This window comes from Streptomyces mobaraensis, assembly GCF_020099395.1.
In the GTDB taxonomy this organism is placed as follows: domain Bacteria; phylum Actinomycetota; class Actinomycetes; order Streptomycetales; family Streptomycetaceae; genus Streptomyces.
The window spans coordinates 5,001,659-5,027,762 of sequence record NZ_CP083590.1 but is presented as its reverse complement, the minus strand read 5'-3'; the positions used below and the strand labels follow the sequence as shown (position 1 = coordinate 5,027,762).

Below are 26,104 nucleotides of genomic sequence, written 5' to 3'. Positions count from 1 at the left end.
TGCCCCGGACCCGCCCTTTCTCCCCCAGCTACCGCTGGGAGGTGCCCCCAGTTTCCTGCGGGGGCCAGCCCCCGCACCCCCGAAACCGCGCTCCGCGCGGTTGTCCTCAAACGCCGGACGGGCTGAATCGTGCGCCCGGGCGCACGATTCAGCCCGTTGGGGGTACCCCCTCTGGGGGAGTTTGAGGACGAGCGGCGAAGCCGCGACAAGCGGGGGGTCTGGGGGCGCAGCCCCCAGGAAACGGCGAATGGGGGTGCCCCCTCTGGGGGGAGGGACAGGGGCAACCCCCATCCCGCCCCGGCCGGGGGGGCGAACCCCCAACGCTTACGCGCCCGGCAGCGCGTCCAGCTGAGCCCCGATCCGCTCGATGTCAGCCTCAGCCTTCGCAAGCCGCGTACGAATCTTCTCGACGGCCGCTTCGGCCGCCTTCGCCAGGAACGCCTCGTTCCCAAGCTTGGCCGTCGCCTGAGACTTCTCCTTCTCCGCCGCCGCCAACGCCTTGGCAAGCCGCTTCCGCTCCGCCTCGACGTCGATCGTCCCGGACAGGTCCAGGGAGACCGTCGCCCCGCCGATGGTGAGGTTCGCGGTCGCCTGGAACCCCTCACCCTCCGGCTGCAGACGCAGCAGCTGCCGGATCGCACCCTCGTGCGCGGCAAGGGCGGTACCGGACAGGCCGAGCCGCGCCGGCACCCGCTGCCCCGGCTGGAGCCCCTGGTCGGCGCGGAAGCGCCGGACCTCGGTGATCACCTGCTGGAGGTTCTCGATCTCCGCCTCGGCCGCCGCGTCCCGGAACCCGCTGTCCGTCGGCCAGTCGGCGACGACGAGCGACTCCTTGCCGGTGAGTGTCGTCCACAGCGCCTCGGTGACGAAGGGGACGATCGGGTGGAGCAGCTTGAGGGTGACGTCCAGGACCTCGCCGAGGACGCGCGCCGACACCTTCGCCTGCTCGCCGCCGCCCATGAACGTGGTCTTGGACAGCTCGACGTACCAGTCGAAGACCTCGTCCCACGCGAAGTGGTAGAGGGTGTCCGACACCTTGGCGAACTGGTAGTCCTCGTAGTACGCGTCCACCTCGGCGACGGTCGCGTTCAGCCGGGAGAGGATCCACCGGTCGGTGGCCGACAGCTCCTCGCCCGCGGGGAGTTCGCCCTCGACCGTCGCGCCGTTCATCAGCGCGAACCGCGTCGCGTTCCAGATCTTGTTGGCGAAGTTGCGGGACGCCTGGACCCAGTCCTCGCCGATCGGCACGTCGGTACCGGGGTTGGCGCCCTTGGCCAGGGTGAAACGGACGGCGTCGGAGCCGTACGCGTCCATCCAGTCCAGCGGATCGACCACGTTCCCGAAGGACTTGGACATCTTCTTGCCGCGCTCGTCGCGGACCAGGCCGGTGAGGGCGATGGTGTGGAACGGCGCGACGCCGTCCATCGCGTAGAGGCCGAACATCATCATCCGGGCGACCCAGAAGAAGATGATGTCGTGGCCGGTGAGCAGGACGTCGGTGGCGTAGAACTTCGCCAGGTCCGGCGTCTTCTCCGGCCAGCCGAGCGTGGAGAACGGCCAGAGGCCGGAGGAGAACCAGGTGTCGAGGACGTCGGTGTCCTGGTGCCAGCCCTCGCCGGACGGCGGCTCCTCGTCCGGGCCGACGCAGACGACCTGGCCCTCGGGGCCGTACCAGACCGGGATGCGGTGGCCCCACCACAGCTGGCGCGAGATGCACCAGTCGTGCATGTTGTCGACCCAGTCGAAGTAGCGCTTCGACATGTCCTCCGGGTGGATCTTCACCCGGCCGTCGCGGACGGCGTCGCCGGCGGCCTGCGCCAGCGGGCCGACCTTGACCCACCACTGCATCGACAGCCGCGGCTCGACGGTCGTGCGGCACCGGGAGCAGTGGCCGACGGAGTGGACGTACGGGCGCTTCTCGGCGACGATCCGGCCCTGCTCGCGCAGCGCGCCGACGATCGCCGAGCGCGCCTCGAAGCGGTCCAGGCCGAGGAACGGGCCGTGCACGGTGATGACGCCGTGCTCGTCCATGACCGTCATCGACGGCAGACCGTGACGCTGGCCGATGGCGAAGTCGTTGGGGTCGTGCGCCGGGGTCACCTTGACGGCGCCGGTGCCGAACTCCGGGTCGACGTGCGTGTCCGCGACGACGGGGATCGTGCGGTCCGTCAGCGGCAGCTTGATCTGCTTGCCGACGAGGTGCGCGTACCGCTCGTCCTCCGGGTGGACGGCGACGGCCGTGTCACCCAGCATCGTCTCGGCGCGGGTGGTGGCGACGACCAGCGACTCCTCGCCCTCGCCGTACCGGATGGAGACGAGCTCGCCGTCGTCCTCCTGGTACTCCACCTCGATGTCCGAGATGGCCGTGAGGCAGCGGGGGCACCAGTTGATGATGCGCTCGGCGCGGTAGATCAGCTCGTCGTCGTAGAGCTTCTTGAAGATCGTCTGGACGGCCTTGGACAGGCCCTCGTCCATGGTGAAGCGCTCGCGCGACCAGTCGACGCCGTCGCCGAGCCGGCGCATCTGGCCGAGGATCTTCCCGCCGTACTCCTCCTTCCACTGCCAGACGCGCTCGGTGAACGCCTCCCGGCCGAGGTCGTGGCGGGACTTGCCCTCCTCGGCGAGCTGCTGCTCGACCTTGTTCTGCGTGGCGATGCCGGCGTGGTCCATGCCCGGCAGCCACAGCGCCTCGTAACCCTGCATCCGCTTGCGGCGGGTGAGGGCGTCCATCAGCGTGTGCTGGAAGGCGTGGCCCAGGTGGAGCGAGCCGGTGACGTTGGGCGGGGGGATGACGATCGTGTACGGCTTCTTGTCGCTCGTCGCGTCGGCCGTGAAGTAGCCCCGCTCTACCCAGCGCTCGTACAGCGGCCCCTCTACTTCGGCCGGCGCGTACTGGGTCGGCAGTTCGGGGACGCTGTCGTGTTGCTGCTGAGTGTTCTCGGTCACGGGGGAAATTCTACGGGGCCCGGGCGGTCCGCCACGAACCCGTTTGCCCCTGACATGACCCGGAACCGGACCCTGAGAGGCGTCGGGGGAAACTGACGCAAACGCCGCACCCGTCCCACGCGGCACAGGAGACCTCTCGGTCCCGCGAAAACCACCGAAGAACGGCACGCACGATGATCACGCCCCTCCCGGCCCCTCCTCCCCCGCCCCAGCAGCCCCCGCGCCGCGGCGGAAAGCGCCGGACAACCCGCCTGGCCGGCGCCGCCGCCCTCCTGATCGCGGGGGCGGCCGTAGGCGGCGTCCTCTGGTTCCGGGACGGCGACGGCGACGACGGCGCGAAGCCGTACACCGTCGCCCTGCCCGACCGCCTCCTCGACGGCGCGTACAAGAAGGAGGCCGCCCGGCCCGGCGACGCCGACGGGACCGAGGACCTGACCGACGACGCGCAGGCCAAGAAACTGGGCATCGCCCACGGCAAGGGCTTCACGGGCGGCTACGTCAACGACAAAAAGCAGAAGCTGAACGTCTACGGGGTGAACGGCGACATCGCCGACCCGCGCAAGACGCTGGACGCGCTGGTGGCCATGGCGGACGAGGGCGCCGCGAAGCACCCGTCCGGAGCGGTCGGCGGCACGCCCCGCACGGTCACCCCGTGGACCGAGTTCCACCCCTCGGGCGCCGACGGCGTGATCATGAAGTGCACGACCTCGAAAAGCGCGAGCGGAACGGGCGCCGTCTCCGTCAGGCTGGGGATCAGCCAGTGCTTCTGGGCCGACCACAGCGCCATGGGCGGCGTCCAGCACATGGTGATGGCCTTCGACGGCCTGCCGCCCAACGGCCGGGACACCCCGGGCGCCACCGGCGAGGTGATGTCGGCCGAGGAGCTGTCCGAGGCGACGGTTAAAGTGCGGGACGAAGCGCGCAGCGAGAAGTGAAGCGGTGACCGCGGGGAGCGGTCGCGACGGGGGGAGAACGCGATGAGTCGCATCCGGTTGCCCGGATCCGGGCGCCCATGCTCGTGTGCCGCGGCCGGCCCCACACCCCCGGCCGCCGCTCCCGGCTGTGCCGAAACCGTTGCCGACCCGAGGTAAAGCCGGGATAAGGCATCGGAAAGGATGACGCGGAACGCCGCCCCCTTCCCCCCACACACGTCGAGAGAGACACCCACACACCATGAGCTTCAACCAGCCGGGCCCCTACGGCCAGCCCCCACAGCAGCCGCACCCCCCGCAGGGCCCCAACCTCTACGGCCAGGGCGGCGCCCCCGGCCAGCCCGGATACGGCTACCCCCCGCCGCCCCAGGCCGGCCCGTACGGCGCGCCCCCGCCGGCGCAGCCCGGGCCCTACGGCGCGCCCCCGCCCCAGCCGGGCCCCTACGGCCAGCCGCCCCAGGCCCCCTACGGCCAGCAGCCCGGCATGCCCGGCCCGTACCCGCCGCCGATCCCCCCGCAGGGTGGCGGCAAGGGCAAGACGATCGCCATCGTCCTCGGCATCGTCCTGGTGATCGGCGCCCTCGCGGGCGGCGGTTACATGCTCCTGGGCAAGGGCGGCGGAGGCGACGACGTGAAGCCGTACACGATCGTCCTGCCGGAGAAGCTGCTGGACGGCAAGTTCACCAAGAACACGACGACGGGCACCGAGAAGTCCGAGGACCTCGCCAACGACGCCGAGACCAAGAAGCACGGCATCGAGAACGGCAAGGGAGTCCGGGCGCTCTACGAAAACCCGGAGAAGCAGAAGCTCTCCGTCGTCAGCGTCTACGGCAGCCTCGGCGACCCCGGGCGGACGGTCGACGCCATGGTCGCGGACGTGGAAGAGAAGCAGAAGAAGAACGAGCAGACTCCCCTCGGCCGGACGGCGAAGGTGGAAACGATTACGCCGTGGAGCGAGTTCAGCCCGAGCGGTTTCGACGGCAAGGTCATGAAGTGCCGGCAGCAGAAGGCGACCGTGACCATGAGCACGATCACCAGTGAGAACAACGTGAGCACGTGCATCTGGGGCGACTCCAGCGCCGTGGGCGTCGTGCAGCACAGCATCGCGACGAGCAGTTCGCCGTACGCGACGTCCAACGCCACCGGCACGGTGATGCCCGCCAAGGAACTGGCCGAGGCCACCGCCAAGATCCGCAACGAGGTCCGCAAGGACAAGTAGCAAGCGCCGTAAGGCGATCGGTCCCGAAGGGAAAGACATGAGCTCAGACCAGCCCAACCCGTACGGGCAGCAGCCCCCGCCCAACCCCTATGGGCAGGGTGCCGGTGCGCCGGGCGGGCAGCCGGGCTACGGCTACCCTCCGGGACCACCGCCTTACCAGCAGCCGAACCCGTACGGGCAGCCCCCGCAGCAGCCCCCGGTGAGCCCCTATGGGCAGCCGCCGCAGGCCGGCTCCTACGGCCCGTACGGGCAGCAGCCCGGGATGCCGCCCGGCCCGTACGGCCCGTACCCGCCGCCCATATCCCCGCAGCGCTCCGGCAAGGGCAAGGCGATCGCGATCACCGTCGGCGTGCTGGCCGTCGTGGGCGCGCTCACCGGCGGCCTGGTGCTCTTCAGCAAGAGTGGTGGCGGCGGTTCCGTGCCCGACGACGGGAAGCGGTACACGCTGACGGCTCCCGCCACGGTGCTCGGGGACTATAAGAAGGACCCCAGCGAGACCACCAAGGGCTTCGGGCCCAACGGCAAGGAGAAAGCCGAGGCGTTGGGCGTCGTCGACGCGGAGAACACGGGCGCCGGCTACGAGTCCGGTGAAGGCTTCTCCCAGAAGTACCTCTTCTTCAACGGCGTCTACGGGAAGATCAAGAACCCGGACAGGACCCTCGACCGGCTCTTCGACCTGATGGGCGAGTCCCTCAAGAGGGACTCCAAGGGCGACAAGGGCGAGCTCGTGGGCAGCCCGGAGCAGGTCACCCCGCAGGGGCTCGGGAACGCCGTGATGAAGTGCCAGTACGTGAAGACCGCCGGCACCGGCGACTCCTCCGGCGGGGCGCCCGCCAACTTCAAGGCCCCGCTGTGTGCCTGGGCCGATCACAGCACCACCGCCATCGTCATGCACGTCGACGTGGCGTCCGCCATGGGCGGCGGCAGCGCGACGCTCCAGCAGGCGGCCGAGCAGGCCGTGAAGTTCCGCAACGAGGTCCGCGTCGAGGCGGGCGCATGACGCAGCCGAGCCCCTACGGCCCGCAGCCCGGCATGGCCTCCCCTCCGCCCCCACCCCCGCCCCTGCCGCCGCAGGGCGGACGGGGCAAGGGCAAGACCCTGGCTCTGGCCGCCGGCGCCCTGGTGCTGGCCGGCGCGGCCGTCGGCGGCTTCCTCTACTTCGGCGGCGAGGAAGGCGACACCCGGCACTACCGGCTCACCGCCCCGGAGACCGTGCTCGACACGTACCGGAAGGCGGAGGACCAGCCGGACGAAGTCGCCGGCGACGACAACCGCGAGGAGAACCGGGCGCTGGGAATCGAGGATTCCCGGGAGATCACCGCCTTCTACGCCGACGGCAACGGTCCGGAGCAGCGGCGTCTCGTCTACCACGGCGCCTGGGGCCGCATCGGCGACCCGAGCGGAACCCTCGACCGCCTGTTCCGGAAGTTCGCCCGGGAACCCATGGGCGGGGTCGACGGCACCTTCGTCGGGTCCCCGCAGGATTTCCACCCGAAGGCGCTCGACGACGCGGTGATGAAGTGCCAGAAGGTACGGATCAAGCGCAACGGCGGACTGCTCGGCAAGCCCGTCGAGACGGAACTGCCCTTCTGCATGTGGGCCGATCACAGCACGATCGGCTTCATGTTCACCCTGGATCCCACGACGGCCGGCAGCCGGCCGGTCTCTCTGGACAAGGCCGCCGAGGACACCGCCCGCCTCCGGAAGGAGGTCCGGACCGAGGCAGGCACCTGAGCCGGATATCGAAGGCAGGCCACGCCCCTGACCAGGTACGTTGACGGAACTCGCACCACCGTCAGGAGCTCGTCATGTCCGCAGTGCCCCCAGAGGCGTCCCCCCGCCCCCGCGTCCTCTACGTCACCGACCTCGCCTACGAGGCCAAGGGGCGCCGGTACTGCGACGAGGACATCTTCCTCACCTCCCGGCTCCGCGCGTGGTTCGACATCGCGCTCTGCCACCCGCTGGACGCCGTCGCGCTGATGGACGGCTTCGACCTCGTCGTCATCCGCAACAGCGGCCCCGTGCTCAACTACCAGGCCGCGTACGACCACTTCCGCGCCGAGGCCGCCCGCCGGGGCACCCGCGTGCACAACAGGCTCACCGGCAAGGGCGACATGGCGGGCAAGCGGTACCTGCTCGACCTCACCGTCGCCGGCTACCCCGTCATACCGACCGTCGACCGGCTCGGGGACCTCGACCGCCTCCCGGTCGTCGACGAGTACGTGGTCAAGCCCAAGCAGGGCGCGGACTCGATCGGCCTGGAGTTCCTGTCCCGCGAGCGGCTCGCGGACGGCCTCGCGGACGGCGAGGTGCTCGTCCAGCCGCGGATCCGCTTCGCGTACGAGGTGTCGTTCTACTTCGTCGACGACGCCTTCCAGTACGCCCTGTACGCCCCCGACCCGGCCCGCCGCTGGGACCTGGAGCCCTACGAGGCCACCGAGGCCGACCTCGCGTTCGCCCACCGCTTCGTCGAGTGGAATGGCACCGACCACGGCATCCAGCGCGTCGACGCCTGCCGTACGCCGGAGGGCGGGCTGCTCCTCGTCGAGCTGGAGGACCTCAACCCGTACCTCTCCCTGGACTTGGTGCCGGCCGCCACCCGCGACGCGTTCGTCGACGCCCTGGCCGCCTCCCTGCGCAGGGCTGCTCTCTGACGACACAGCGGAGCACGCACGACAAGGCGCCCGGCCGCCGGTTCGAGGAACCGGCGGCCGGGCGCCCGCGCAGAACCCGTGGGCGCTACGCGCTCTTCTCGTGCCGCTCCCCCGAGCCCGGCTCGTTGCCCCGAGTGCGCGGCACCAGGGTGGGGTTGACGTTGGACTGCACGACGTCCGCCGTGATGACGACCCGGGCGACGTCCTTGCGGGACGGCACCTCGTACATCACCGACTGGAGGACCTCCTCCATGATGGCCCGCAGCCCCCGGGCGCCGGTGCCGCGCAGGATCGCCTGGTCGGCGATGGCCTCCAGCGCCGGGCGGTCGAAGTCCAGCTCCACGCCGTCGAGTTCGAAGAGGCGCTGGTACTGCTTGACCAGGGCGTTGCGCGGCTCGACGAGGATTTTCAGCAGGGCCGCGCGGTCCAGGTTGTGGACGCTGGTGATCACCGGCAGCCGGCCGATGAACTCCGGGATCATGCCGAACTTGACCAGGTCCTCCGGCATGACCTCCTGGAACTGGTCGCTCGCCTCGATCTCGCGCTTGGAGCGGATCGTCGCGCCGAAGCCGATGCCCTTGGCACCCGCCCGCGACTCGATGATCTTCTCCAGGCCGGAGAACGCGCCGCCCACGATGAACAGCACGTTCGTCGTGTCGATCTGGATGAACTCCTGGTGCGGGTGCTTCCGGCCGCCCTGCGGGGGCACGGACGCCGTGGTGCCCTCCAGGATCTTCAGCAGGGCCTGCTGCACACCCTCGCCGGAGACGTCTCGAGTGATCGACGGATTTTCGCTCTTTCGGGCGACCTTGTCGATCTCGTCGATGTAGATGATGCCGGTCTCGGCCTTCTTGACGTCGTAGTCGGCGGCCTGGATCAGCTTCAGCAGGATGTTCTCGACGTCCTCGCCCACGTAGCCCGCCTCGGTCAGCGCCGTGGCGTCCGCGATGGCGAACGGGACGTTCAGCATGCGGGCGAGCGTCTGCGCCAGCAGCGTCTTGCCGGACCCGGTGGGGCCGAGCAGCAGGATGTTTGACTTGGACAGCTCGATGGCGTCGTCACGGTCGCGCCCGCCGGCCTCGCCGGCCTGGACGCGCTTGTAGTGGTTGTAGACGGCCACCGAGAGGGCCTTCTTGGCGGCCTCCTGGCCGACGACGTACCCCTCGAGGAACTCGTAGATCTCCCGGGGCTTGGGCAGTTCCTCCCAGCGCACCTCGGAGGTCTCCGCGAGCTCTTCCTCGATGATCTCGTTGCAGAGGTCGATGCACTCGTCGCAGATGTACACACCAGGACCCGCGATGAGCTTCTTCACCTGCTTCTGGCTCTTCCCGCAGAACGAGCACTTGAGCAGGTCGCCGCCGTCACCGATGCGTGCCACGAGGTGCTTCCCCTTCGCCTGGGATCCGCCTTGCTCTGCGAACCCGAGTGCTTGCCTATCGACGGTACCTTGCCGGGCCCCCCGTGCGGGCCCCCCTCGCACCTACTCGGCCAAGGGGGGGTACCGGCGGCACGGTGTCCGGGAGGTCCGGGAGCGCGCCCCCGGCCGGTTCCCGGACCGTCACGTCATGAACGTCAGACCGCGACGGACGACTTGCGCGTCGAGACGATCTGGTCCACGAGACCGTACGCCAGCGCGTCCTCGGCCGTGAGGATCTTGTCGCGCTCGATGTCGTCGCGGATCTTCTCGATCGGCGTGGTGGAGTGCTTGGCCAGCATCTCCTCCAGCTGCGTCCGCATGCGCATGATCTCGTTCGCCGCGATCTCCAGGTCGGAGAGCTGCTCACGGCCCGTCTGGCTGGACGGCTGGTGGATCAGGACACGGGCGTTGGGCAGCGCCATGCGCTTGCCCGGGGTGCCGGCGGCCAGCAGGATCGCCGCGGCGGAGGCCGCCTGGCCCATGCAGACCGTCTGGATGTCCGGCTTCACGAACTGCATCGTGTCGTAGATGGCGGTCAGCGCGGTGAACGAGCCGCCGGGCGAGTTGATGTAGATCGAGATGTCCCGGTCGGGGTCCATCGACTCCAGGCACAGCAGCTGCGCCATCACGTCGTTGGCGGAGGCGTCGTCGATCTGCACGCCGAGGAAGATCACGCGCTCCTCGAAGAGCTTCGCGTACGGGTCGTACTCGCGGACGCCCTGCGAGGTGCGCTCGACGAAGCGGGGGACGACGTAACGACTCTCGGCGGGCAGGCCGGAGAACTGCGCCTGCGGGCCCGTGTAGAGGCCGCTGCCGGGGAAGTTGTTCATGCGGGTGTTCACCATCCTGATGGCGGTCGTTGGCTGGGATTCGACGGTCGGGCGGTACTCCCGGGGGCCGACCCCCGGGCTCCGGGGCTCAGGCCCCGGTGCCGCCGCCGCCCGGAACGCCGGAGGCGTGCGTGATGATCTCGTCGATGATCCCGTACGCCTTCGCCTCCTCCGCGCTGAACCAGCGGTCGCGGTCGCCGTCACGGATGATCGTTTCGACGGTCTGACCGGTGTGGTGGGCGGTGATCTCCGCCATGCGCTTCTTGGTGCGGAGCAGCTGCTCGGCCTGGATCTTGATGTCCGAGGCGGTACCGCCGAGACCCGCGGAGCCCTGGTGCATCAGGATGTCGGTGTTGGGCAGCGCGAAGCGCTTGCCCGGGGTGCCACCGGTCAGCAGGAACTGGCCCATCGAGGCCGCGAGGCCCATGCCGATGGTCACCACGTCGTTCGGGATGTACTGCATGGTGTCGTAGACCGCCATGCCGGCCGTCACCGAGCCGCCGGGGCTGTTGATGTAGAGGTAGATGTCCTTGTCGGGGTCGGCGGCAAGGAGCAGCAGCTGAGCCGTGATCTTGTTGGCGATGTCGTCGTCGACCTGCTGGCCCAGGAAGATGATCCGCTCGTCGAGCAGTCGGCTGTAGACCTGGTCGCCGAGGCCACCACCGATGGAAGGACCGCCGGCGGCGGAAGGCATCAGATTCGTCACGTGATCCACCTGCTCGTCTCTGACGGCAACGGGCCGTCTCCGCGTCTTCTCTCGGGGCCGGGGGGCCTCCGGGCCGGTACGGTCCGGCGCGCTCGAAGTCTCCCCTGCCCTCGTATCTACGGACCCTAACGCGCTGGTCGGCGGGCGCCATCCCGCATGAGGAACTGTTCGCTCTGAGCGCATGTTCCGGGCGGTACGGCCCTGTGGGGGGCCGGCCGGTACGCCCTCTGTGGGCCGCCGCCCGCGGCGCCCGGGGTGCCGGGCGCGCCCCCGCGCGCACGCGGTCCGGCGGCCGGAGCCGGGACGGGCCCGGACACGGCCCCCGCCGGGCGGCGGCGGGGTCGTGTCCGGGCCCGTCCCGGAGGCCGTCCCCGCGACCGCCGCGCCCGGGGGCACGGCGGTCGCGGAGCGCGGCCGGTGGGCGTTCGGGGGCTCAGCCCTCGTTCTTCGCCTCGGCGCCCTCGGTGGCCTCGGCCTCGTCCTCGCCGTCCTCCAGGTCGACGACCTCGCCGTTGGAGTCCTTGACCGTGGCGGCCTCGACGACGGTCGCGAGGGCCTTGCCGCGGGCGACCTCACCGACGAGCATCGGGACCTGGCCCTGCTCGACGACGGCCTGGGCGAACTGGTCGGGGCTCATGCCGGAGGACTGGGCACGGCGCATCAGGTGCTCGGTGAGCTCGTCCTGGCCGACCGACAGCTTCTCCTTGTTGACGATCTCGTCGAGGACGAACTGGGTGCGGATGCCCTTCTCGGCCTGCTCCTTGAGCTCGGCGTCGAACTCCTCGGCGGTCTTGCCCTGGATCTCCAGGTACTTCTCCAGGGTGAGACCCATCTGGCCCAGCTGGTGGTGCTCCAGGTTGTGCTTCCGGGTGTTGATCTCGTCCTCGAGCAGCTTCTCCGGCATCGGGACCTCGACCAGCTTCAGGAGCTCCTCGAGCACCTTCTCCTGGGCCTGGGTGGCCTGGTCGAACTTCTTCATCCGGGCGAGACGCTCACGGCTGTCGGCCTTGAGCTCCTCCAGCGTGTCGAACTCGCTCGCGAGCTGGGCGAACTCGTCGTCCAGGGCGGGCAGTTCGCGGGACTTCACCGCGGTGACGTCGACCTTGACCTCGGCCTCCTTGCCCTCGGCGCTGCCGCCCTTGAGCTCGGAGGTGAAGGTGGCGGTGCCGCCGGCCTCCAGGCCGGTGACGGCCTCGTCGATGCCGTCGAGCAGCTGGCCGGAGCCGATGGTGTAGTCGACGCCCTTGGCGACGCCGTCCTCCAGCACCTCGCCGTCGACCTTGGCCTCCAGGTCGAGGGTGACGATGTCGCCCTCGGCGGCGGCGCGCTCGACCGGGGAGGTGGTGGCGAAGCGCTCGCGGAGCTGCTCGACCGACTTCTCCACGTCCTCGTCGGTGACCTCGACGGCGTCGACGGTGACCTCGATGCCGGAGTAGTCCGGGATCTCTAGGGCGGGACGGATGTCGACCTCGGCGGTGAAGGTCAGCAGCTCGCCGTCCTTCAGCTCCGTGATGTCCACCTCGGGCTGACCCAGCGGGTTCAGCTCACCCTCGTTGACGGCCTCGGTGTAGAACTTCGGGAGGGCGTCGTTGACGGCCTCCTCCAGCACCGCACCGCGGCCGAAACGCTGGTCGATGACCCGGGCCGGGATCTTGCCCTTCCGGAAGCCAGGCACCGAGACCTGCTGGTTGATCTTCTTGTACGCCGCGTCGAGGCTGGGCTTGAGCTCCTCGAAGGGCACCTCGACAGTGAGCCGAACCCGGGTCGGGTTCAGGGTCTCCACGGCGCTCTTCACGGTTCGGTCTCCTTGGGGCTGACTTCGGGTTTTTCTGCCGAGGTTCTGCTGAGCCTCAGCCGATCGCGCCCGGTAGTAGAGACACAGACGCGCAACCTGCATAGTAACCGCACGCTGGATGAGCCCCACAAGGCGATCTTGCTGGTCGGGGTGGCCGGATTCGAACCGACGACCTTCCGCTCCCAAAGCGGACGCGCTACCAAGCTGCGCCACACCCCGTCGGTGCGACACGTAGGGTACATGCCCGCGGGAGCGGCGGCCGACCTTTGACCGCGCCGTGACCACGCGGATGCCCGGCCATGACCATGGCGGTGACCACGGGGGTTGCCTGTGGGGCAAACGGGGTGGAGGTGGCTCGGGCGTACCTCCGCGGGCCCCTGGAGGCGGGCCTGGCACCGGGGTGTGCGGCGAGGGGCCCGGACCCGCTACGATGCACGTCAGTGCCGCACCCCCCGTGGGGTGGAAGCGGCACGCGCGGGCGTAGCTCAATGGTAGAGCCCCAGTCTTCCAAACTGGCTACGCGGGTTCGATTCCCGTCGCCCGCTCGCACGACGCCCCCGGCCACCGGCCGGGGGCGTTTCTCGTGCGCCGCGCCGCCCTGCGGAGAATCCGCTCCGGAGGGCGGCGGGTCAGAGCTTGATGTTGCTGATCGTCTGGGCGAGCGAGTTGAGGAACCGGTGGATCGACGGGGCCATGCCCGACGACGCCAGGAAGAAGCCGAAGAGGGCCGCGACGGTGGCCGCCCCGGCTTTGATCTTCCCGCCGCGGATCATCATCACCAGGATGATCGCCAAGAGCAGCACCGCAGACACCGATATGGCCACAACTGATCACACCCTCGGTCGAAGAACCTGGCCCGGCCCCCGGAGCTCCACCTCGTCGGGCTCCACCGCACCATCGTGCCATCAACTCGCGCTCCGTGGAGGTGATGTGACGATTCATCGACGATTTGACCGGCTCCGTCAGGGGTCGATTTCCGGCCGCGGTGGCCGGACACCGGGGAAAGCGCCCCTCGGGATGCCCTCGGACGCCAACCGGAATCATTGCCCCCGCTTTGCCGGACCCCGCTAGTGTGCGTCGAATGTCCCGTACCGCCACGTCCCCGGCGCGTACCGCGGCCCCCGCTCCCGGCCCGCCCCAGGCCGGTCCCGCCGCCGTACCGCGCGACCCGTTCTTCGACAACGCGAAGTACCTGGCCATCGTGCTCGTCGTGCTCGGCCACGCCTGGGAACCGCTCACCCACAGCAGCCGGGCCGCGACGGCGCTCTACCTCACCGTCTACGCCTTCCACATGCCGGCGTTCATCCTGATCTCCGGCTACTTCTCGCGGGGCTTCGACCTGAGCCCGGCCAAGGTCAAGCGTCTGATCACCAGCGTCCTGGTGCCGTACCTGATCTTCCAGCTCGCCTTCGTGGAGTTCCAGCACCTGGCCGAGGACGGCACCGACCCGGAGCCGTTCACCCTGCTGGAGCCCTGGTACCTCAACTGGTTCCTGGCCGCGCTCTTCCTCTGGCGGCTGACGACGCCGGTGTGGCGGGCGGTGCGCTGGCCCGTTCCGCTCTCCTTCGCCGTCGCCATCACGGCGATGCTGTCCCCGGAGGTGGGGAGCGAGTTCGACGTGATGCGGGTGATGCAGTTCCTGCCGTTCTTCGTGATCGGCCTGCAGCTGAAGCCCGCCCATTTCGAGCTGGTGCGGCGGCGCTGGGTGCGGATCGCGGCGGTGCCGCTGTTCGCCTGCGCGGTGGCCACGGCGTACCTGCTGGCCCCGCGGCTGGACACCGGCTGGTTCTACCACAACTCCACCATCCGGGACCTGCGTGAACCCGCCTGGACGGCGCCCGTGATGACCTTCGCGCTGTTCCTGTGCGCCGCCGCGCTGACCGTGGGCTTCCTGGCCTGGGTGCCGCGCCGGCGGACCTGGTTCACGGCGCTCGGGACCGGGACGATGTACGGCTTCCTGCTGCACGGCTTTGTGATCAAGCTGTCGCGCTGGTGGGAGTGGTACGACCTGTACGACTGGATCCGGCGGCCGGCGGGCGAGGTCCTGGTGTCGGTCCTCGCCGTCGCCCTGGTCACCGTGTTGTGCACGTCTCCGGTGCGACGGATGTTCCGTCCGGTGATCGAACCGCGGATGGACTGGGCCTTCCGCGTGCCGCCCCGGCCCGCCATCGTGGCGGCCACCGCCACGGCCCCGGGCGCCGCTACAGATGCAGCACGACCTGCGCCGCCAGCGCCACCCACCATCCCACCGGCACGATCAGGCCGATCGCTCCAGGGCGGCTGAACAGCGGCGCCCCCGGGTCGGGCTGCGGTCCATGGTTGCCGGGGACCGGGGGCGCCAGCTTCTTGAGCTTCGCGTGCACGCTCAGGTTCCAGAGCAGGGTCAGCGGCGTGAAGATGATCAGGGAGAACGGGCTCCACCACTGCCAGCAGGTCTTCGCGGTCATCTCGCGGAGCAGCGCGGTGCCGCAGGTCCGGCAGAACAGGCCCTTCTGCGAGAAGAACCGCATCATGAAGACGAGGCCCTGGTGGCGGCGGATGGTCATCTGAGCGGCCGGGAACCCGCCGCATATCTGACAGCTGCCGTGCGCGCCCGGCATCGGATACGGCTGCTGCTGCGGCGCGGTGCCGTAGGGAGCGGGACCGGGCTGCTGCGGGGCGGCCGAGTACGGGCCGGGGCCGGGCTGATGCGGCGGAGCGGCGTACGGGCCGGAGCCCGGTTGCGGCGGGGCCGCGTAGGGGCCCGCGTTCCCGTACGGGTTCCCTTGCGGGGCGGCGGTCCCGTAAGGGTGTCCCTGCGGAGCGGCGGTCCCATACGGGCCGGCCTGCGGCGCGGCTCCGTACGGACTGCCTTGCGGCGCGGCCCCGTACGGGTTCCCCTGCGGCGCGGCGGGCGGGGTCTGGTGGGGGCCGGGCTGCTGCTGGGCGTACGGGTTGCTCTGCGGTTGCGGCGGAGGTGCGGCACCCTGCGGCTGCTGCGGGTACCCGTAGGGCGCCTGCGGCTGTTGAGGCGGCTGAGGCGTGGTCATGAGAATCCCCCGTGGAACATCGAGAACACGATGAGCGCGATGAGCGCGATGAGCGTGGTGCCCGTGGTGCCCGTGGTGAGCTGAGCGCCACCACCGCGGCGGCGCGACGTGACGCGGCGGCGCATACCGGCGGCCCCACGGCGGCGCGCACATCCGCCGCCGTGCGCGGCGGACGGACATGTCTATCAACGCGCGCGCGGAAACCGCAACGCCGGGCCGGCGCAATGCCGCATGGCCCGTGGCGCCGCGCCCGGAGAAACCGACGAGGAACGAAACGCGGGGAATTCGCGCGGCCGGAAAAACGGTCGAGCGGCAGCCGTATGCGAGAAGCGCGCCCGGAATTCGGCCCGCCCGGGGCGGTCGCGGCGCTCAGTCGCGCCGGTCGCGGCAGATCAGCAGCAGCGCCCGGTCGTCGTTGACGTCCTTGGCCACGGCCTCGATCAAGTGCCAGGCGGCGCCCGCGAATCCGGTGGTGACGTACCGGTCGGCCTCGCCGGTCAGCCGGTCCATGCCCTCGGTCAGCTCGCGTTCGGCGGTCTCCACCAGGCCGTCGGTGAACAGCATCAGGACGTCGCCGGGGCGCAGCCGCCCCTTGACGGAGTCGAACTCGGCGCCGTCGTAGACGCCGAGCAGCGGCCCCTCCGCGGCCTTCTCCTCCCAGCGGCCGGTCCCGGCGCTGAGCTGGAGCGCGGGCACGTGCCCGGCGGAGAAGAGTTCGTAGTCGCCGCTGTCCAGGTCGAGGACGAGGTGGACGGAGGTGGCGAAGCCCTCGTCCCAGTCCTGCCGGAGGAGGTAGCCGTTGGCGGCGGGGAGGAAGGCGTGCGGGGGCAGCGAGCCGAGCAGTCCGCCGAAGGCGCCGGAGAGCAGCAGCGCGCGGGAGGCGGCGTCCATGCCCTTGCCGGAGACGTCCGTGAGGACGACTTCGAGCGTCCGGCCGCCGTTGGTGCGCGCGGCGACGACGAAGTCGCCGGAGAACGACTGTCCGCCGGCGGGCCGCAGGGCCATCTCGCGGTGCCAGCCGCGGGGCAGTCCGGGCAGTTTGCTCTGGACGCGGATGCGTTCGCGGAGGTCGAAGAGCATCGTTCCGCCGCGCCGCCAGGGGACGCCGACGCGGCTGCGGAACTGGGCGATGAGCAGGCCGAGGAAGCCGACGGCGGCGACGACGAGGATGGTGCCGGGGGTGACGCGGTCGGCGCCGTACGCGGCGGGGTCGAGGACCGCCGACTCGACGATGAGGGCGGTCGCGGCCGCCGCGTAGAGGCCGAGGAGGCTGGCGGGGCGGAGCAGCAGTCCGCCGGCGACGATGGGCAGCACCAGAGCGGCGGGGGCGCACCATTCGGGCTGGGCGATGGTGCCGATGGCGAGGGCGGGGACGGAGAAGAGGAGGGTGCTGAGGGCGACCCAGTCGGAACCGTCGCCGCGGAAGTAGTCGACCCCGGCCTTGCGCACGCTCGTACGGGCCCGGTGCAGTGCTTTGCGCATCCGGGCCGTCGGGGTCTCCGCACCGCCAGTCATTGCTTCGGGACCTTATCCACCCATTCGGCGGCGCGTCGATTCACGCCGCGCCGACACGGCTGCCCGCGGGGCACCTGGGGTGCAACCCTATGCGAAAGACGCTCACCTGAGCGGTTATACGGCTCCTCGCATGGCTGTACAGCGGGGAATCCGGTCGTACGACCGGAGCGCACCGGCCCGGCCGCACTCCCCCCTTGATTCAGCTCCGCTGGCAGCCCGGACACCAGAAGAGGTTGCGGGCGGCGAGCCCGGCCGTACGGACCTCTTCCCCGCAGACGTGGCACGGCTGTCCGGCGCGCCGGTAGACGTAGACCTCGCCGCCGTGGTCGTCCACCCGTGGCGGCCGGCCCATGGCCTCGGGGGTGTGGTCGGGCCGTACGGTGTCGATTCTGTTGTGGCGCACGCCCTCGCGCATCAGCGCCACCAGGTCGTGCCAGATGGCGTCCCATTCCGATCGGGTGAGATCGCGGCCCGTCCGGTAGGGGTCGATTCCATGACGGAAGAGGACCTCCGCCCGGTAGACGTTGCCCACCCCGGCGACCACCTTCTGGTCCATCAGCAGGGCGGCGACGCTCGTCCTGCTGCGCGATATCCGCCGCCAGGCCGGCTCGGGGTCCTCGTCCTCCCGGAGCGGGTCGGGCCCCAGCCGGTCGTGTATCGCCTGCTTCTCGCCGTCCGTCAGCAGGGCGCAGGCGGTCGGGCCGCGCAGGTCGGCGTACGCGTCGGGGCCGGCGAGCCGCAGCCGGACGGTGTCCGTGGGCGGGGGCGTGGGGGCGGTGCCGAGCGTGTACTTGCCGAAGAGGCCGAGGTGGACGTGGATCCAGCCGGTGGGCCCGAAGCCGAGGAAGAGGTGCTTGCCGTGCGCCTCCGCCTCCTCCAGCACCCGGCCGTCGACGAGCGCGGCGCCGTCTGAGAACTTGCCCTGCGGGCTCGTCGCCCGGACCGGGCGGCCGGCGAACAGGGCGCGGTGGTCCGCCGCCAGGCGGTGGATCGTGTGCCCCTCGGGCATGGCGTGCGTCCTCCCGGACGGTGTGAGCGGTACGGGCGGTGTGAGCGGTACGACCGGCGTGAACCGGTACGGGCGGTACGGATGGCCGGTGGAACCGCGAGGGGCCCGCCGCACGGCTGCGGCGGGCCCGAGGACGTCCAGAGGACCCCGTAACGTGCGGGGCCGCGCTCCGTCCTGCTTGGTCAGTCCTGCTGCGGGTGGTGCGCCGGGATGGCGGGCAGCTCGCCCGTCGTCTCGTAGCGGCTGAGCATCTCGATGCGGCGGGTGTGACGCTCCTCACCCGAGTACGGCGTGGCGAGGAACACCTCGACGAACTTCGTCGCCTCCTCCTCGGAGTGCATCCGGGCGCCCACCGCGATCACGTTCGCGTTGTTGTGCTCCCGGCCCAGCGCGGCCGTCTGCTCGCTCCAGGCCAGTGCGGCGCGGACGCCCTTGACCTTGTTCGCGGCGATCTGCTCGCCGTTGCCGGAGCCGCCGATCACGATGCCGAGGCTGCCCTCGTCCGCGGCGGTCCGCTCGGCGGCCCGCAGGCAGAACGGCGGGTAGTCGTCCTGGGCGTCGTAGAGGTGGGGGCCGCAGTCGACGGGCTCGTGGCCGTGGGCCGTGAGCCACTCGACGAGGTGGGTCTTGAGTTCGTAACCGGCATGGTCGGAGCCGAGGTACACGCGCATGCGTCCGAGTGTGGCACGTCCCGGCGCGTGGCCGCGCCAGTGGCCTTGATCGGTACACGGGGTGAACACAACGATACGGATTCGGGTCTTCCGAAATACACCTTCGAAAAGTTCTAATGCGGGGGCTCGCAACCCGAGAACCAAAGGAAACTGCCCATGAGCGCGATACCGCCGACCATGACGAAGGCGTCACCCGGCGATCCCGCGGACGCCGCGCCGGCGACGGGGGACGGCCTCAAGGCCGGCCTCAAGAACCGCCACCTTTCCATGATCGCCATTGGTGGGGTCATCGGCGCCGGACTCTTCGTGGGTTCCGGGTCCGGTATCGCCGCCGCCGGCCCCGGCATTCTGATCTCGTACGCCCTCGTGGGCGCGATGGTCGTCCTCGTCATGCGGATGCTCGGCGAAATGGCCGCCGCGAATCCGACCTCCGGCTCGTTCTCCGCCTACGCGGACCGCGGCCTCGGCCGCTGGGCCGGTTTCACCATCGGCTGGCTCTACTGGTTCTTCTGGGTCGTCGTGCTGGCGGTCGAGGCCACGGCGGGTGCCGCGATCCTCAACAGCTGGGTGCCCAGCGTGCCCAAGTGGGCCTGGGCGCTGATCGTCATGGTCGTGCTCACCGCCACCAACCTGGCCTCGGTCAGCTCGTACGGCGAGTTCGAGTTCTGGTTCGCGGGCATCAAGGTCGTCGCCATCGCAGCGTTCGTGATCATCGGCGGGCTCGCGGTCTTCGGTGTGCTGCCCGGTTCGAAGAACGACGGTGCGGGCCTGGCCCATCTCACCGACGCGGGCGGTTTCCTGCCGCACGGTCCCGGCGCGATCCTCACCGGCGTGCTGATGGTCGTCTTCTCCTTCATGGGCAGCGAGATCGTCACCCTCGCCGCCGGCGAGTCCGAGAACCCGCAGAAGGCCGTCCGGCAGGCGACCAACAGCGTCATCTGGCGGATCGCCGTCTTCTACCTCGGCTCGATCTTCGTCGTCGTCACGCTGCTGCCCTGGAACTCCAAGGCGATCGCCAAGGACGGCAGTTACGTCGCGGCGCTGAACTCGATCGGCATCCCGCACGCCGGCCAGGTCATGAACGTCATCGTCCTGACCGCCGTCCTCTCCTGCCTCAACTCGGGCCTCTACACCGCCTCCCGCATGGCCTTCTCGCTCGGCCAGCGCGGCGACGCGCCGAAGGCGTTCGCCCGCGTCAACGGCCGGGGCGTACCGCAGGCGGCGATCCTGGGATCGGTCGTCTTCGGCTTCCTCTCGGTCTTCTTCAACTACATGTGGCCCGACACGGTCTTCAAGTTCCTGCTCAACTCGTCGGGCGCGGTGGCCCTGTTCGTGTGGCTGGTCATCTGCTTCACGCAGCTGAAGATGCGCGGCATCATCCTGCGCGAGATGCCGGAGAAGCTGGTCGTGCGGATGTGGCTGTTCCCGTACCTGACGTGGGCCACGATCGGCATGATCCTCTTCGTGCTCGGCTACATGGTCTACGACGGCGGCGACAACCGCGAGCAGGTCGCCCTGTCCGTCCTGGTGGCCGTGGTGGTCCTGGCCATCGGCCTGGTCCTGGACCGGCGCCGGCGGGCGGTGAAGTAGCCTCCGGCGGACCTCGGCGTCGAACGGCGGTGGGCCCCACCCTTGGGAGGGTGCGGGCCCACCGCCGTTCCCGTTCACCCGACGGTCGGTTCGTGGCATCCGGCGTCCGAGAGCGGTCACGCCGGGTCCGGTCACGGACTTCCCGGCCGGAAGGGGCGGACGCCGTCCTACCGTGTGGCCCGGATCCGTACGGGAAAGGGCGCACAGATGGCCGTCGGCGAGCACGTCCGGGACGACCGCCCCCGGCAGAGCTCCGGCCGGCACCGGCCGCAGGTCCCGGGCGTGCCCGGGAAGCTGAGGGACGTCGCGGCGTTCATCCGGGAGAAGACCGGCCTCCGAGTGGAGGTCGTCCGCGGCAACGTGCTGGCCACGACGCCTCGTTCCCGGGCGGATGCCCAGCTCATGAGCGAGCTGCACGAGGCCCTGAACCGGTGCCGCTCCGACGGGGTGGGGTCCTTCCAGAACGCGTCGATCGGCCTCGCCGGCGACCTCGACGACTTCGTCACGCCCCTCATGGTGGTCTGCGACCTGTCGGTAATGGATTCCGACGAGTGGCTGCTGTCCGGTGAAGAGGTGGAGCTGGCCATCGAGGTGGCGTCCTCACCCCGCGACCCGAGGGTCGGAGTCGCGGACAGGATCGCCTGGTACGCCGAGGCCAAGGTGCCCTTGGTGCTCTGTCTGCGGCCGGTGGAGCGGGAGTGGGAGCTGCACGCCCGTCCCTCGGCCGAGGGATACCGCGCCCTCACCCAGGGGCGCTACGGCGAGCCCGTCCCCCTCCCCGAGCATCTGGGCGGCGACCTGCCGACAGAGCGCCTGCCGCGCTGCACGCGCTGACGCGTACGGGCGCGGGCCCGCACCCCCTGCGAGAGGGGTGCGGGCCCGCGCCCGTACGGAAAGCGGAACCTCAGCCCCGCCGGCCCAGCAGCTTCCAGGCCGTGGGCAGCGCCCCCATCGCCAGCGCCGCCTTGAGCGCGTCGCCGATGAGGAACGGGGTCAGGCCCGCCGCCACCGCGTCGCCGAGCGGCATGTGGAGGGCGAGGGCCAGGTACGGGACGCCGACGGCGTAGATGATCGCGGTGCCGAGGGCCATGGTGCCCGCGGTGCGCAGGACGGAGCGGTCGGCGCCGCGGCGGGCGAGGGCGCCGACGACGGTGGCGGCCAGCAGCATGCCGAGGACGTAGCCGAACGAGGGGAAGGCGGCGCCGGACTTGCCCTCGGCGAACCAGGGCATGCCGGCGATGCCGGCGAGCGCGTAGAGGGCCAGCGAGAGGAAGCCGCGGCGGGCGCCGAGGGACGTACCGACGAGGAGGGCCGCGAAGGTCTGGCCGGAGACCGGGACGGGCGAGCCCGGGACCGGCACGGTGAGCTGGGCGGCGAGGCCGGTGAGGGCGGCGCCGCCGACGACGAGGGCGACGTCCCGGGCCCGGGAGGAGGACGCGGGCAGGAGATCGGCGAGGACCGTACCGGTCCGGGGGACTGAAACTGCGGCGCTGGCCATCGGTACTCCGCTGGAGGAAGGGTCGGATACGGGATCAAGCGGCTCGGGACTCGTATGAGAACCGAGGACTTACGGGGCTCATACACAGAACACCGCGACGTTAGCCCAGCTCTCTCGAATCGGCATGAGGCAGCCGTCACAAAGGCCCTCCACCCGCTTTGGAAGGTTCCCGAAGTCGGCGACGGACCGAGTGATGCTCGTCACCGAAAGGGCCGCTCGGCTTGGTTCACGCCGCCGCACCGGGAGAATGGTGAGACTTGCGCGCACTTTTCACGTGTCGCATGCTTTGCGCCCCCGCCGACCCGTGGGCGGCGCGGGCACCGCCGAGACGTCGCGCCACCGCATCCCGCGCGCCCCGGGCGCGCGCCGCACGAACCGAGAGTACGAGCCCCATGCACGACGCACCCCCCGCCGAGCCGCTCGCCGGTGAGAGAGAGCCGCTGTCCGCGGGGCTCAAGCAGCGGCACCTGACGATGCTGGGGCTGGGCGGCGTGATCGGCGCCGGCCTGTTCGTCGGCTCGGGCGCCGGGATCTCCGTCGCGGGCCCCGGGATCATCATTTCCTACCTGCTGGCGGGCGCCCTCGCCATGCTGGTGATGCGGATGCTGGGCGAGCTGTCGTCGGCGATGCCCGCGTCCGGTTCGTTCTCGGTGCACGCGGAGCGGGCGCTCGGCCGCTGGGCCGGGTTCACGGTGGGCTGGCTCTACTGGTTCCTGCTGGTGATCGTGCTGGCCGTGGAGGCGACGGCCGCCGCGCAGATCGCGCACGGCTGGGTGCCGGGGATGCCGCAGTGGGCCTGGGTGCTGGTGTTCATGGTGGTGTTCACCACCGCCAACCTCACGGCCGTGAAGAACTTCGGTGAGTTCGAGTTCTGGTTCGCCGCCCTGAAGATCGGCGCGATCCTCCTCTTCCTCGGCCTCAGCCTACTGGCGATCTTCGGGCTGCTCCCGGACACCGACCCCGTGGGCCTCTCCAACCTCACCGGCCAGGGCGGTTTCCTGCCCAACGGCTGGAGCGGGGTGATCTCCGGCGTGCTCGCGGTGGCCTTCGCCTTCGGCGGCCTGGAGGTCGTCACGATCGCCGCCGCCGAGTCCGAGGACCCGGAGCGCGCGGTGGGCCGCGCGGTGCGCAGCGCCGTCTGGCGCATCCTCTTCTTCTATGTGGGCTCGATGCTCGTCATCGTCACCCTGCTCCCCTGGTCGTCGCTGAAGCCCGGGCAGAGCCCCTACGTGGCGGTGCTGGACCGCATCGGGGTGCCGGCGTCCGGCCAGATCATGCAGATCGTGATCTTCGTGGCGCTGCTGTCGGCGCTCAACGCCAACCTCTACGGCTCGTCCCGCATGGTGTTCTCGCTCGCCGAGCGCGGCGAGGCCCCGCGCTCCCTGCTGACGGTCTCGCGCGGCGGGGTGCCGCGCCGGGCGGTGTTCGCCTCCGTGGCGTTCGGCTTCGCGTCCGTCGTCCTCAATCTCGAGTGGCCGGATTCGATCTTCCGCTATCTGCTCAACTCGGTCGGCGCGGTGCTCCTCTTCGTCTGGGGCCTGATCGCCGCCTCGCAGCTGCGGCTGCGCCGCCGCATCGAACGGGAGATGCCCGAGCGGCTGACGTTGCGGATGTGGTGCTTTCCCTATCTGACCTGGGCCGCCCTGGCCGGGATGGCCGCGGTGCTGGTGCTGATGCTCACCGACGACGCCGCCCGTCCGCAGTTGCTGTGGTCGGCGGCGGCCACCGGCGCGGTGCTCGCCGTCGCCTGGATCCGGGAGTTCCGGATCCGCCGTCGCGACCGGGCTTAGCGCGTAAAGATATTGATTCTGGCGATATATCAGGTGCGGAGAGTAATCCTCGCGTCTAAATATCGGACATCCGTGTGACAAGTGTTGTCCTGAGCGAACATCACCCCCACACTGAGGCAACTTTTCCGGGTTGTTGCCTGTTGTAACAACCCTTTCATCACTCATTCCACGGGGACAGACACGACCATGACTCGGACAGATGCGACCCCCGCGCCCGAGCGCGAGGTCACCGATGCGGCGCCGGGCCACGGCGCCGCCCTGTCGCACGGCCTCAAGCAGCGCCATCTCTCGATGATCGCCCTGGGCGGCGTGATCGGCGCCGGCCTCTTCGTCGGCTCGGGCACCGGCATCGCCGCCGCGGGCCCCGGCATCGTCCTCGCCTATGCGGTGTCCGGGCTCCTGGTGATGCTCGTGATGCGCATGCTGGGCGAGATGGCCGCGGCCAGCCCCGCGTCGGGCACCTTCTCGGTGCACGCGGAGAAGGCCATCGGCCCGTGGGCCGGCTTCACCGCCGGCTGGATGTTCTGGATCGAGCTCTGCGTGGGCATCGCCGTCGAGGCGATCGGCGCCGCCGCGATCATGGTCAAGTGGTTCCCGTCCACGGACTCCTGGATGTGGGTCCTGCTGTTCATGGCCGTCTTCTGCGGCACGAACCTGGCGGCCGTCGGCAACTTCGGCGAGTTCGAGTTCTGGTTCGCCACCCTCAAGGTGGCGGCGATCGGCGCCTTCCTGGTCCTGGGCGTGCTGGCGATCTGCGGCCTGCTGCCGGGCACCGACGCGCCGGGCACCGACAACCTCACCGGCCACGGTGGCTTCCTCCCCAACGGCACCGACGGCCTCGTCGCCGGCCTGCTCGCCTCCGTCTTCGCGTACGGCGGCCTAGAGACGGTGACCATCGCCGCGGCCGAGTCCGAGCAGCCGGTCAAGGGCGTCGCCAAGGCGGTGCGCACCGCGATGTGGCGGATCGCCCTCTTCTACGTGGGCTCCATGCTCGTCGTCGTCACCCTGATCCCGTGGACCGACAAGTCCGTCCTGGAGGGCCCCTACGTGGCGGTCCTGAAGTACCTGGACGTCCCCGCCGCCGGTGAGATCATGAACGTGATCGTGCTGATCGCGCTGCTCTCCGCGATGAACGCCAACATCTACGGCGCGTCCCGGATGGCGCACTCGCTCGTCGAGCGCGGCGAGGGCCCCCGCTTCCTCGGCAAGGTCTCCTCCGGCGTCCCCCGGCGGACCGTGGTCGCCTCCTCCGCCTTCGGCTTCTTCGCGGTGCTGCTCAGCTACTGGTGGCCGGACACCGTCTTCAAGTGGCTGCTCTACATGACGGGCGCCGCCGTCCTCGTGGTGTGGGGCTTCATCGCCGTCACCCAGCTGATGATGCGGCACCGGCTGCAGCAGGAGCAGCCGGGGAGGCTCGTGGTGCGGATGTGGTGGTTCCCGTACCTGACCATCGCCGCGCTCCTCGGCATCGTCTGCACCCTCGGCCTGATGCTGCGCGAGAAGGACACCGCCCAGCAGCTCTACGCCACGGCCGCCCTCACCGTCGCCCTCGCCCTCACCGGCTACCTGCGGCAGCGCGCCACGGCGCGGCGGCGGAGCTGACGGCCCGTCCATCTCCAGCAACCCCGAGGCGGGGTCGGTCCTGAGCTCCAGGACCGACCCCGCCTCGGTCTTTTGACGGAGAAGGCCCCTTGACCCATGGTCCGAAGGGAAAGAAGACGCACTTGCTGATAGCGTCTACCTGCAAGTTAATTGCAATAAGCAGTCGGAGGGCTCGGCATGGCCATCTACACACTTCCTGAACTTCCGTACGACTACGCGGCGCTCCAGCCGGTGATCGACGCGAAGATCATCGAGCTGCACCACGACAAGCACCACGCGGCGTACGTCAAGGGTGCCAACGACACGCTGGAGCAGCTCGCCGAGGCCCGGGACAAGGACCAGTGGGGCGCGGTCAACGGCCTGGAGAAGAACCTCGCGTTCCACCTCTCCGGCCACATCCTGCACAGCATCTACTGGCAGAACATGACCGGCGACGGCGGCGGCGAGCCCCTGGAGAAGGACGGCGTCGGCGAGCTGGCCGACGCCATCGCCGAGTCCTTCGGCTCCTTCGCCAAGTTCAAGGCGCAGCTGTCCAAGGCGTCGGCCACCACCCAGGGCTCCGGCTGGGGCGTCCTCGCCTACGAGCCGCTCAGCGGCAAGCTGATCGTCGAGCAGGTCTACGACCACCAGGGCAACGTGGGCCAGGGCTCCACCCCGATCCTGGTCTTCGACGCCTGGGAGCACGCCTTCTACCTGCAGTACAAGAACCAGAAGGTGGACTTCATCGAGGCCATGTGGCAGGTCGTCAACTGGCAGGACGTGGCGAAGCGTTACGCCGCCGCTAAGGAGCGCGTCAACGCGCTGCTGCTCGCCCCCTGAGCCCGAGCCCCATCCGGGCCCGAGCCTCTTCGCAGGAGGCCCCCCGAACGGCCTGCTCGTGATCGTCTTCTCACCCGTGTCA

The 26,104-nt window shown here is 70.2% G+C and carries 22 protein-coding genes and 2 tRNA genes; 12 read left to right on the top strand and 12 right to left on the bottom strand.

What is annotated here, in order from left to right; translation table 11 throughout:
* Positions 1–324 precede the first annotated feature (324 nt).
* On the bottom strand, positions 325–2,946 hold the full coding sequence (locus K7I03_RS21945) for a valine--tRNA ligase (RefSeq protein ID WP_185944970.1): 2,622 nt from the start codon (positions 2,944–2,946) through the stop codon (positions 325–327).
* A 173-nt stretch (positions 2,947–3,119) separates the two neighbouring features.
* Here K7I03_RS21945 and K7I03_RS21940 point away from each other — a divergent pair, with 173 nt between their 5' ends.
* The 5 genes from K7I03_RS21940 to K7I03_RS21920 all read left to right on the top strand — a co-directional run bounded on the left by K7I03_RS21940 (position 3,120) and on the right by K7I03_RS21920 (position 7,751).
* Positions 3,120–3,881 carry a hypothetical protein gene (locus K7I03_RS21940; RefSeq protein WP_185944969.1) on the top strand — a complete coding sequence of 254 codons (762 nt, stop codon included), beginning with the start codon at positions 3,120–3,122 and terminating at the stop codon, positions 3,879–3,881.
* A gap of 238 nt (positions 3,882–4,119) precedes the next feature.
* Entirely contained in the window at positions 4,120–5,097 is a 978-nt protein-coding gene (locus K7I03_RS21935) for a hypothetical protein (RefSeq protein WP_185944968.1), read from the top strand.
* Between the two features lie 37 nt (positions 5,098–5,134).
* A complete protein-coding gene (locus K7I03_RS21930; protein ID WP_185944967.1) occupies positions 5,135–6,097 on the top strand; it encodes a hypothetical protein in 963 nt (320 codons plus the stop codon).
* The gene (locus K7I03_RS21925) at positions 6,094–6,831 is read left to right on the top strand and encodes a hypothetical protein (protein WP_185944966.1); all 738 of its coding nucleotides are present in this window, start codon (positions 6,094–6,096) and stop codon (positions 6,829–6,831) included. The genes K7I03_RS21930 and K7I03_RS21925 overlap by 4 nt, the downstream gene beginning before the upstream one ends.
* Positions 6,832–6,905: 74 nt before the next feature.
* Positions 6,906–7,751 (top strand): ATP-grasp domain-containing protein, encoded by an 846-nt coding sequence (locus tag K7I03_RS21920; RefSeq protein WP_185944965.1) that lies wholly within the window; start codon positions 6,906–6,908, stop codon positions 7,749–7,751.
* 85 nt (positions 7,752–7,836) lie between these two features.
* On the opposite strand, the gene clpX is transcribed toward K7I03_RS21920, so the two are convergent.
* The 5 genes from clpX to K7I03_RS21895 form a co-directional block, all read right to left on the bottom strand.
* The gene (clpX, locus tag K7I03_RS21915; protein WP_185944964.1) at positions 7,837–9,129 is read right to left on the bottom strand and encodes an ATP-dependent Clp protease ATP-binding subunit ClpX; all 1,293 of its coding nucleotides are present in this window, start codon (positions 9,127–9,129) and stop codon (positions 7,837–7,839) included.
* A 194-nt stretch (positions 9,130–9,323) separates the two neighbouring features.
* Entirely contained in the window at positions 9,324–10,013 is a 690-nt protein-coding gene (locus K7I03_RS21910; protein WP_004953018.1) for an ATP-dependent Clp protease proteolytic subunit, read from the bottom strand.
* A gap of 73 nt (positions 10,014–10,086) precedes the next feature.
* Positions 10,087–10,692 carry an ATP-dependent Clp protease proteolytic subunit gene (locus K7I03_RS21905; protein WP_051072744.1) on the bottom strand — a complete coding sequence of 202 codons (606 nt, stop codon included), beginning with the start codon at positions 10,690–10,692 and terminating at the stop codon, positions 10,087–10,089.
* A 445-nt stretch (positions 10,693–11,137) separates the two neighbouring features.
* Positions 11,138–12,499, bottom strand: a complete 1,362-nt coding sequence (gene tig / locus K7I03_RS21900; protein WP_185944963.1) for a trigger factor — start codon at positions 12,497–12,499, stop codon at positions 11,138–11,140.
* A 142-nt stretch (positions 12,500–12,641) separates the two neighbouring features.
* A tRNA-Pro gene (locus K7I03_RS21895) sits at positions 12,642–12,718 on the bottom strand.
* Between the two features lie 255 nt (positions 12,719–12,973).
* Here K7I03_RS21895 and K7I03_RS21890 point away from each other — a divergent pair.
* A tRNA-Gly gene (locus K7I03_RS21890) sits at positions 12,974–13,044 on the top strand.
* Positions 13,045–13,128: 84 nt separating this feature from the next.
* Here the strand turns inward: K7I03_RS21890 and K7I03_RS21885 are convergent.
* Positions 13,129–13,323: a hypothetical protein gene (locus K7I03_RS21885; protein ID WP_185944962.1), complete on the bottom strand. Its 195-nt coding sequence runs from the start codon at positions 13,321–13,323 to the stop codon at positions 13,129–13,131.
* Between the two features lie 257 nt (positions 13,324–13,580).
* On the opposite strand from K7I03_RS21885, the gene K7I03_RS21880 reads away from it, so the two are divergent.
* Positions 13,581–14,783 carry an acyltransferase family protein gene (locus tag K7I03_RS21880; RefSeq protein WP_185944961.1) on the top strand — a complete coding sequence of 401 codons (1,203 nt, stop codon included), beginning with the start codon at positions 13,581–13,583 and terminating at the stop codon, positions 14,781–14,783.
* Here the strand turns inward: K7I03_RS21880 and K7I03_RS21875 are convergent.
* The 4 genes from K7I03_RS21875 to K7I03_RS21860 all read right to left on the bottom strand — a co-directional run bounded on the left by K7I03_RS21875 (position 14,701) and on the right by K7I03_RS21860 (position 18,723).
* Positions 14,701–15,528 (bottom strand): hypothetical protein, encoded by an 828-nt coding sequence (locus tag K7I03_RS21875; RefSeq protein WP_185944960.1) that lies wholly within the window; start codon positions 15,526–15,528, stop codon positions 14,701–14,703. The two genes, K7I03_RS21880 and K7I03_RS21875, sit on opposite strands and share 83 nt — an antisense overlap.
* Before the next feature lie 369 nt (positions 15,529–15,897).
* On the bottom strand, positions 15,898–17,043 hold the full coding sequence (locus K7I03_RS21870) for a PP2C family protein-serine/threonine phosphatase (RefSeq protein WP_185944959.1): 1,146 nt from the start codon (positions 17,041–17,043) through the stop codon (positions 15,898–15,900).
* Positions 17,044–17,242: 199 nt separating this feature from the next.
* Positions 17,243–18,052, bottom strand: coding sequence for an Fpg/Nei family DNA glycosylase (locus K7I03_RS21865; RefSeq protein ID WP_185944958.1), 810 nt, complete (start codon positions 18,050–18,052; stop codon positions 17,243–17,245).
* Between the two features lie 182 nt (positions 18,053–18,234).
* On the bottom strand, positions 18,235–18,723 hold the full coding sequence (locus tag K7I03_RS21860) for a ribose-5-phosphate isomerase (RefSeq protein ID WP_185944957.1): 489 nt from the start codon (positions 18,721–18,723) through the stop codon (positions 18,235–18,237).
* Positions 18,724–18,879: 156 nt separating this feature from the next.
* Here K7I03_RS21860 and K7I03_RS21855 point away from each other — a divergent pair, with 156 nt between their 5' ends.
* Together K7I03_RS21855 and K7I03_RS21850 are read left to right on the top strand one after the other, a co-directional pair.
* Entirely contained in the window at positions 18,880–20,313 is a 1,434-nt protein-coding gene (locus K7I03_RS21855; protein WP_185944956.1) for an amino acid permease, read from the top strand.
* A gap of 207 nt (positions 20,314–20,520) precedes the next feature.
* Positions 20,521–21,147, top strand: coding sequence for a Uma2 family endonuclease (locus tag K7I03_RS21850; protein WP_185944955.1), 627 nt, complete (start codon positions 20,521–20,523; stop codon positions 21,145–21,147).
* 70 nt (positions 21,148–21,217) lie between these two features.
* Here the strand turns inward: K7I03_RS21850 and K7I03_RS21845 are convergent, their stop codons facing one another.
* Positions 21,218–21,811 (bottom strand): biotin transporter BioY, encoded by a 594-nt coding sequence (locus K7I03_RS21845; protein WP_185944954.1) that lies wholly within the window; start codon positions 21,809–21,811, stop codon positions 21,218–21,220.
* A gap of 392 nt (positions 21,812–22,203) precedes the next feature.
* On the opposite strand from K7I03_RS21845, the gene K7I03_RS21840 reads away from it, so the two are divergent.
* The 3 genes from K7I03_RS21840 to K7I03_RS21830 all read left to right on the top strand — a co-directional run bounded on the left by K7I03_RS21840 (position 22,204) and on the right by K7I03_RS21830 (position 26,022).
* A complete protein-coding gene (locus tag K7I03_RS21840) occupies positions 22,204–23,601 on the top strand; it encodes an amino acid permease (protein WP_185944953.1) in 1,398 nt (465 codons plus the stop codon).
* A 186-nt stretch (positions 23,602–23,787) separates the two neighbouring features.
* Positions 23,788–25,203 carry an amino acid permease gene (locus K7I03_RS21835; RefSeq protein ID WP_185944952.1) on the top strand — a complete coding sequence of 472 codons (1,416 nt, stop codon included), beginning with the start codon at positions 23,788–23,790 and terminating at the stop codon, positions 25,201–25,203.
* A 177-nt stretch (positions 25,204–25,380) separates the two neighbouring features.
* A complete protein-coding gene (locus K7I03_RS21830; protein WP_185944951.1) occupies positions 25,381–26,022 on the top strand; it encodes a superoxide dismutase in 642 nt (213 codons plus the stop codon).
* Positions 26,023–26,104 lie beyond the last annotated feature (82 nt).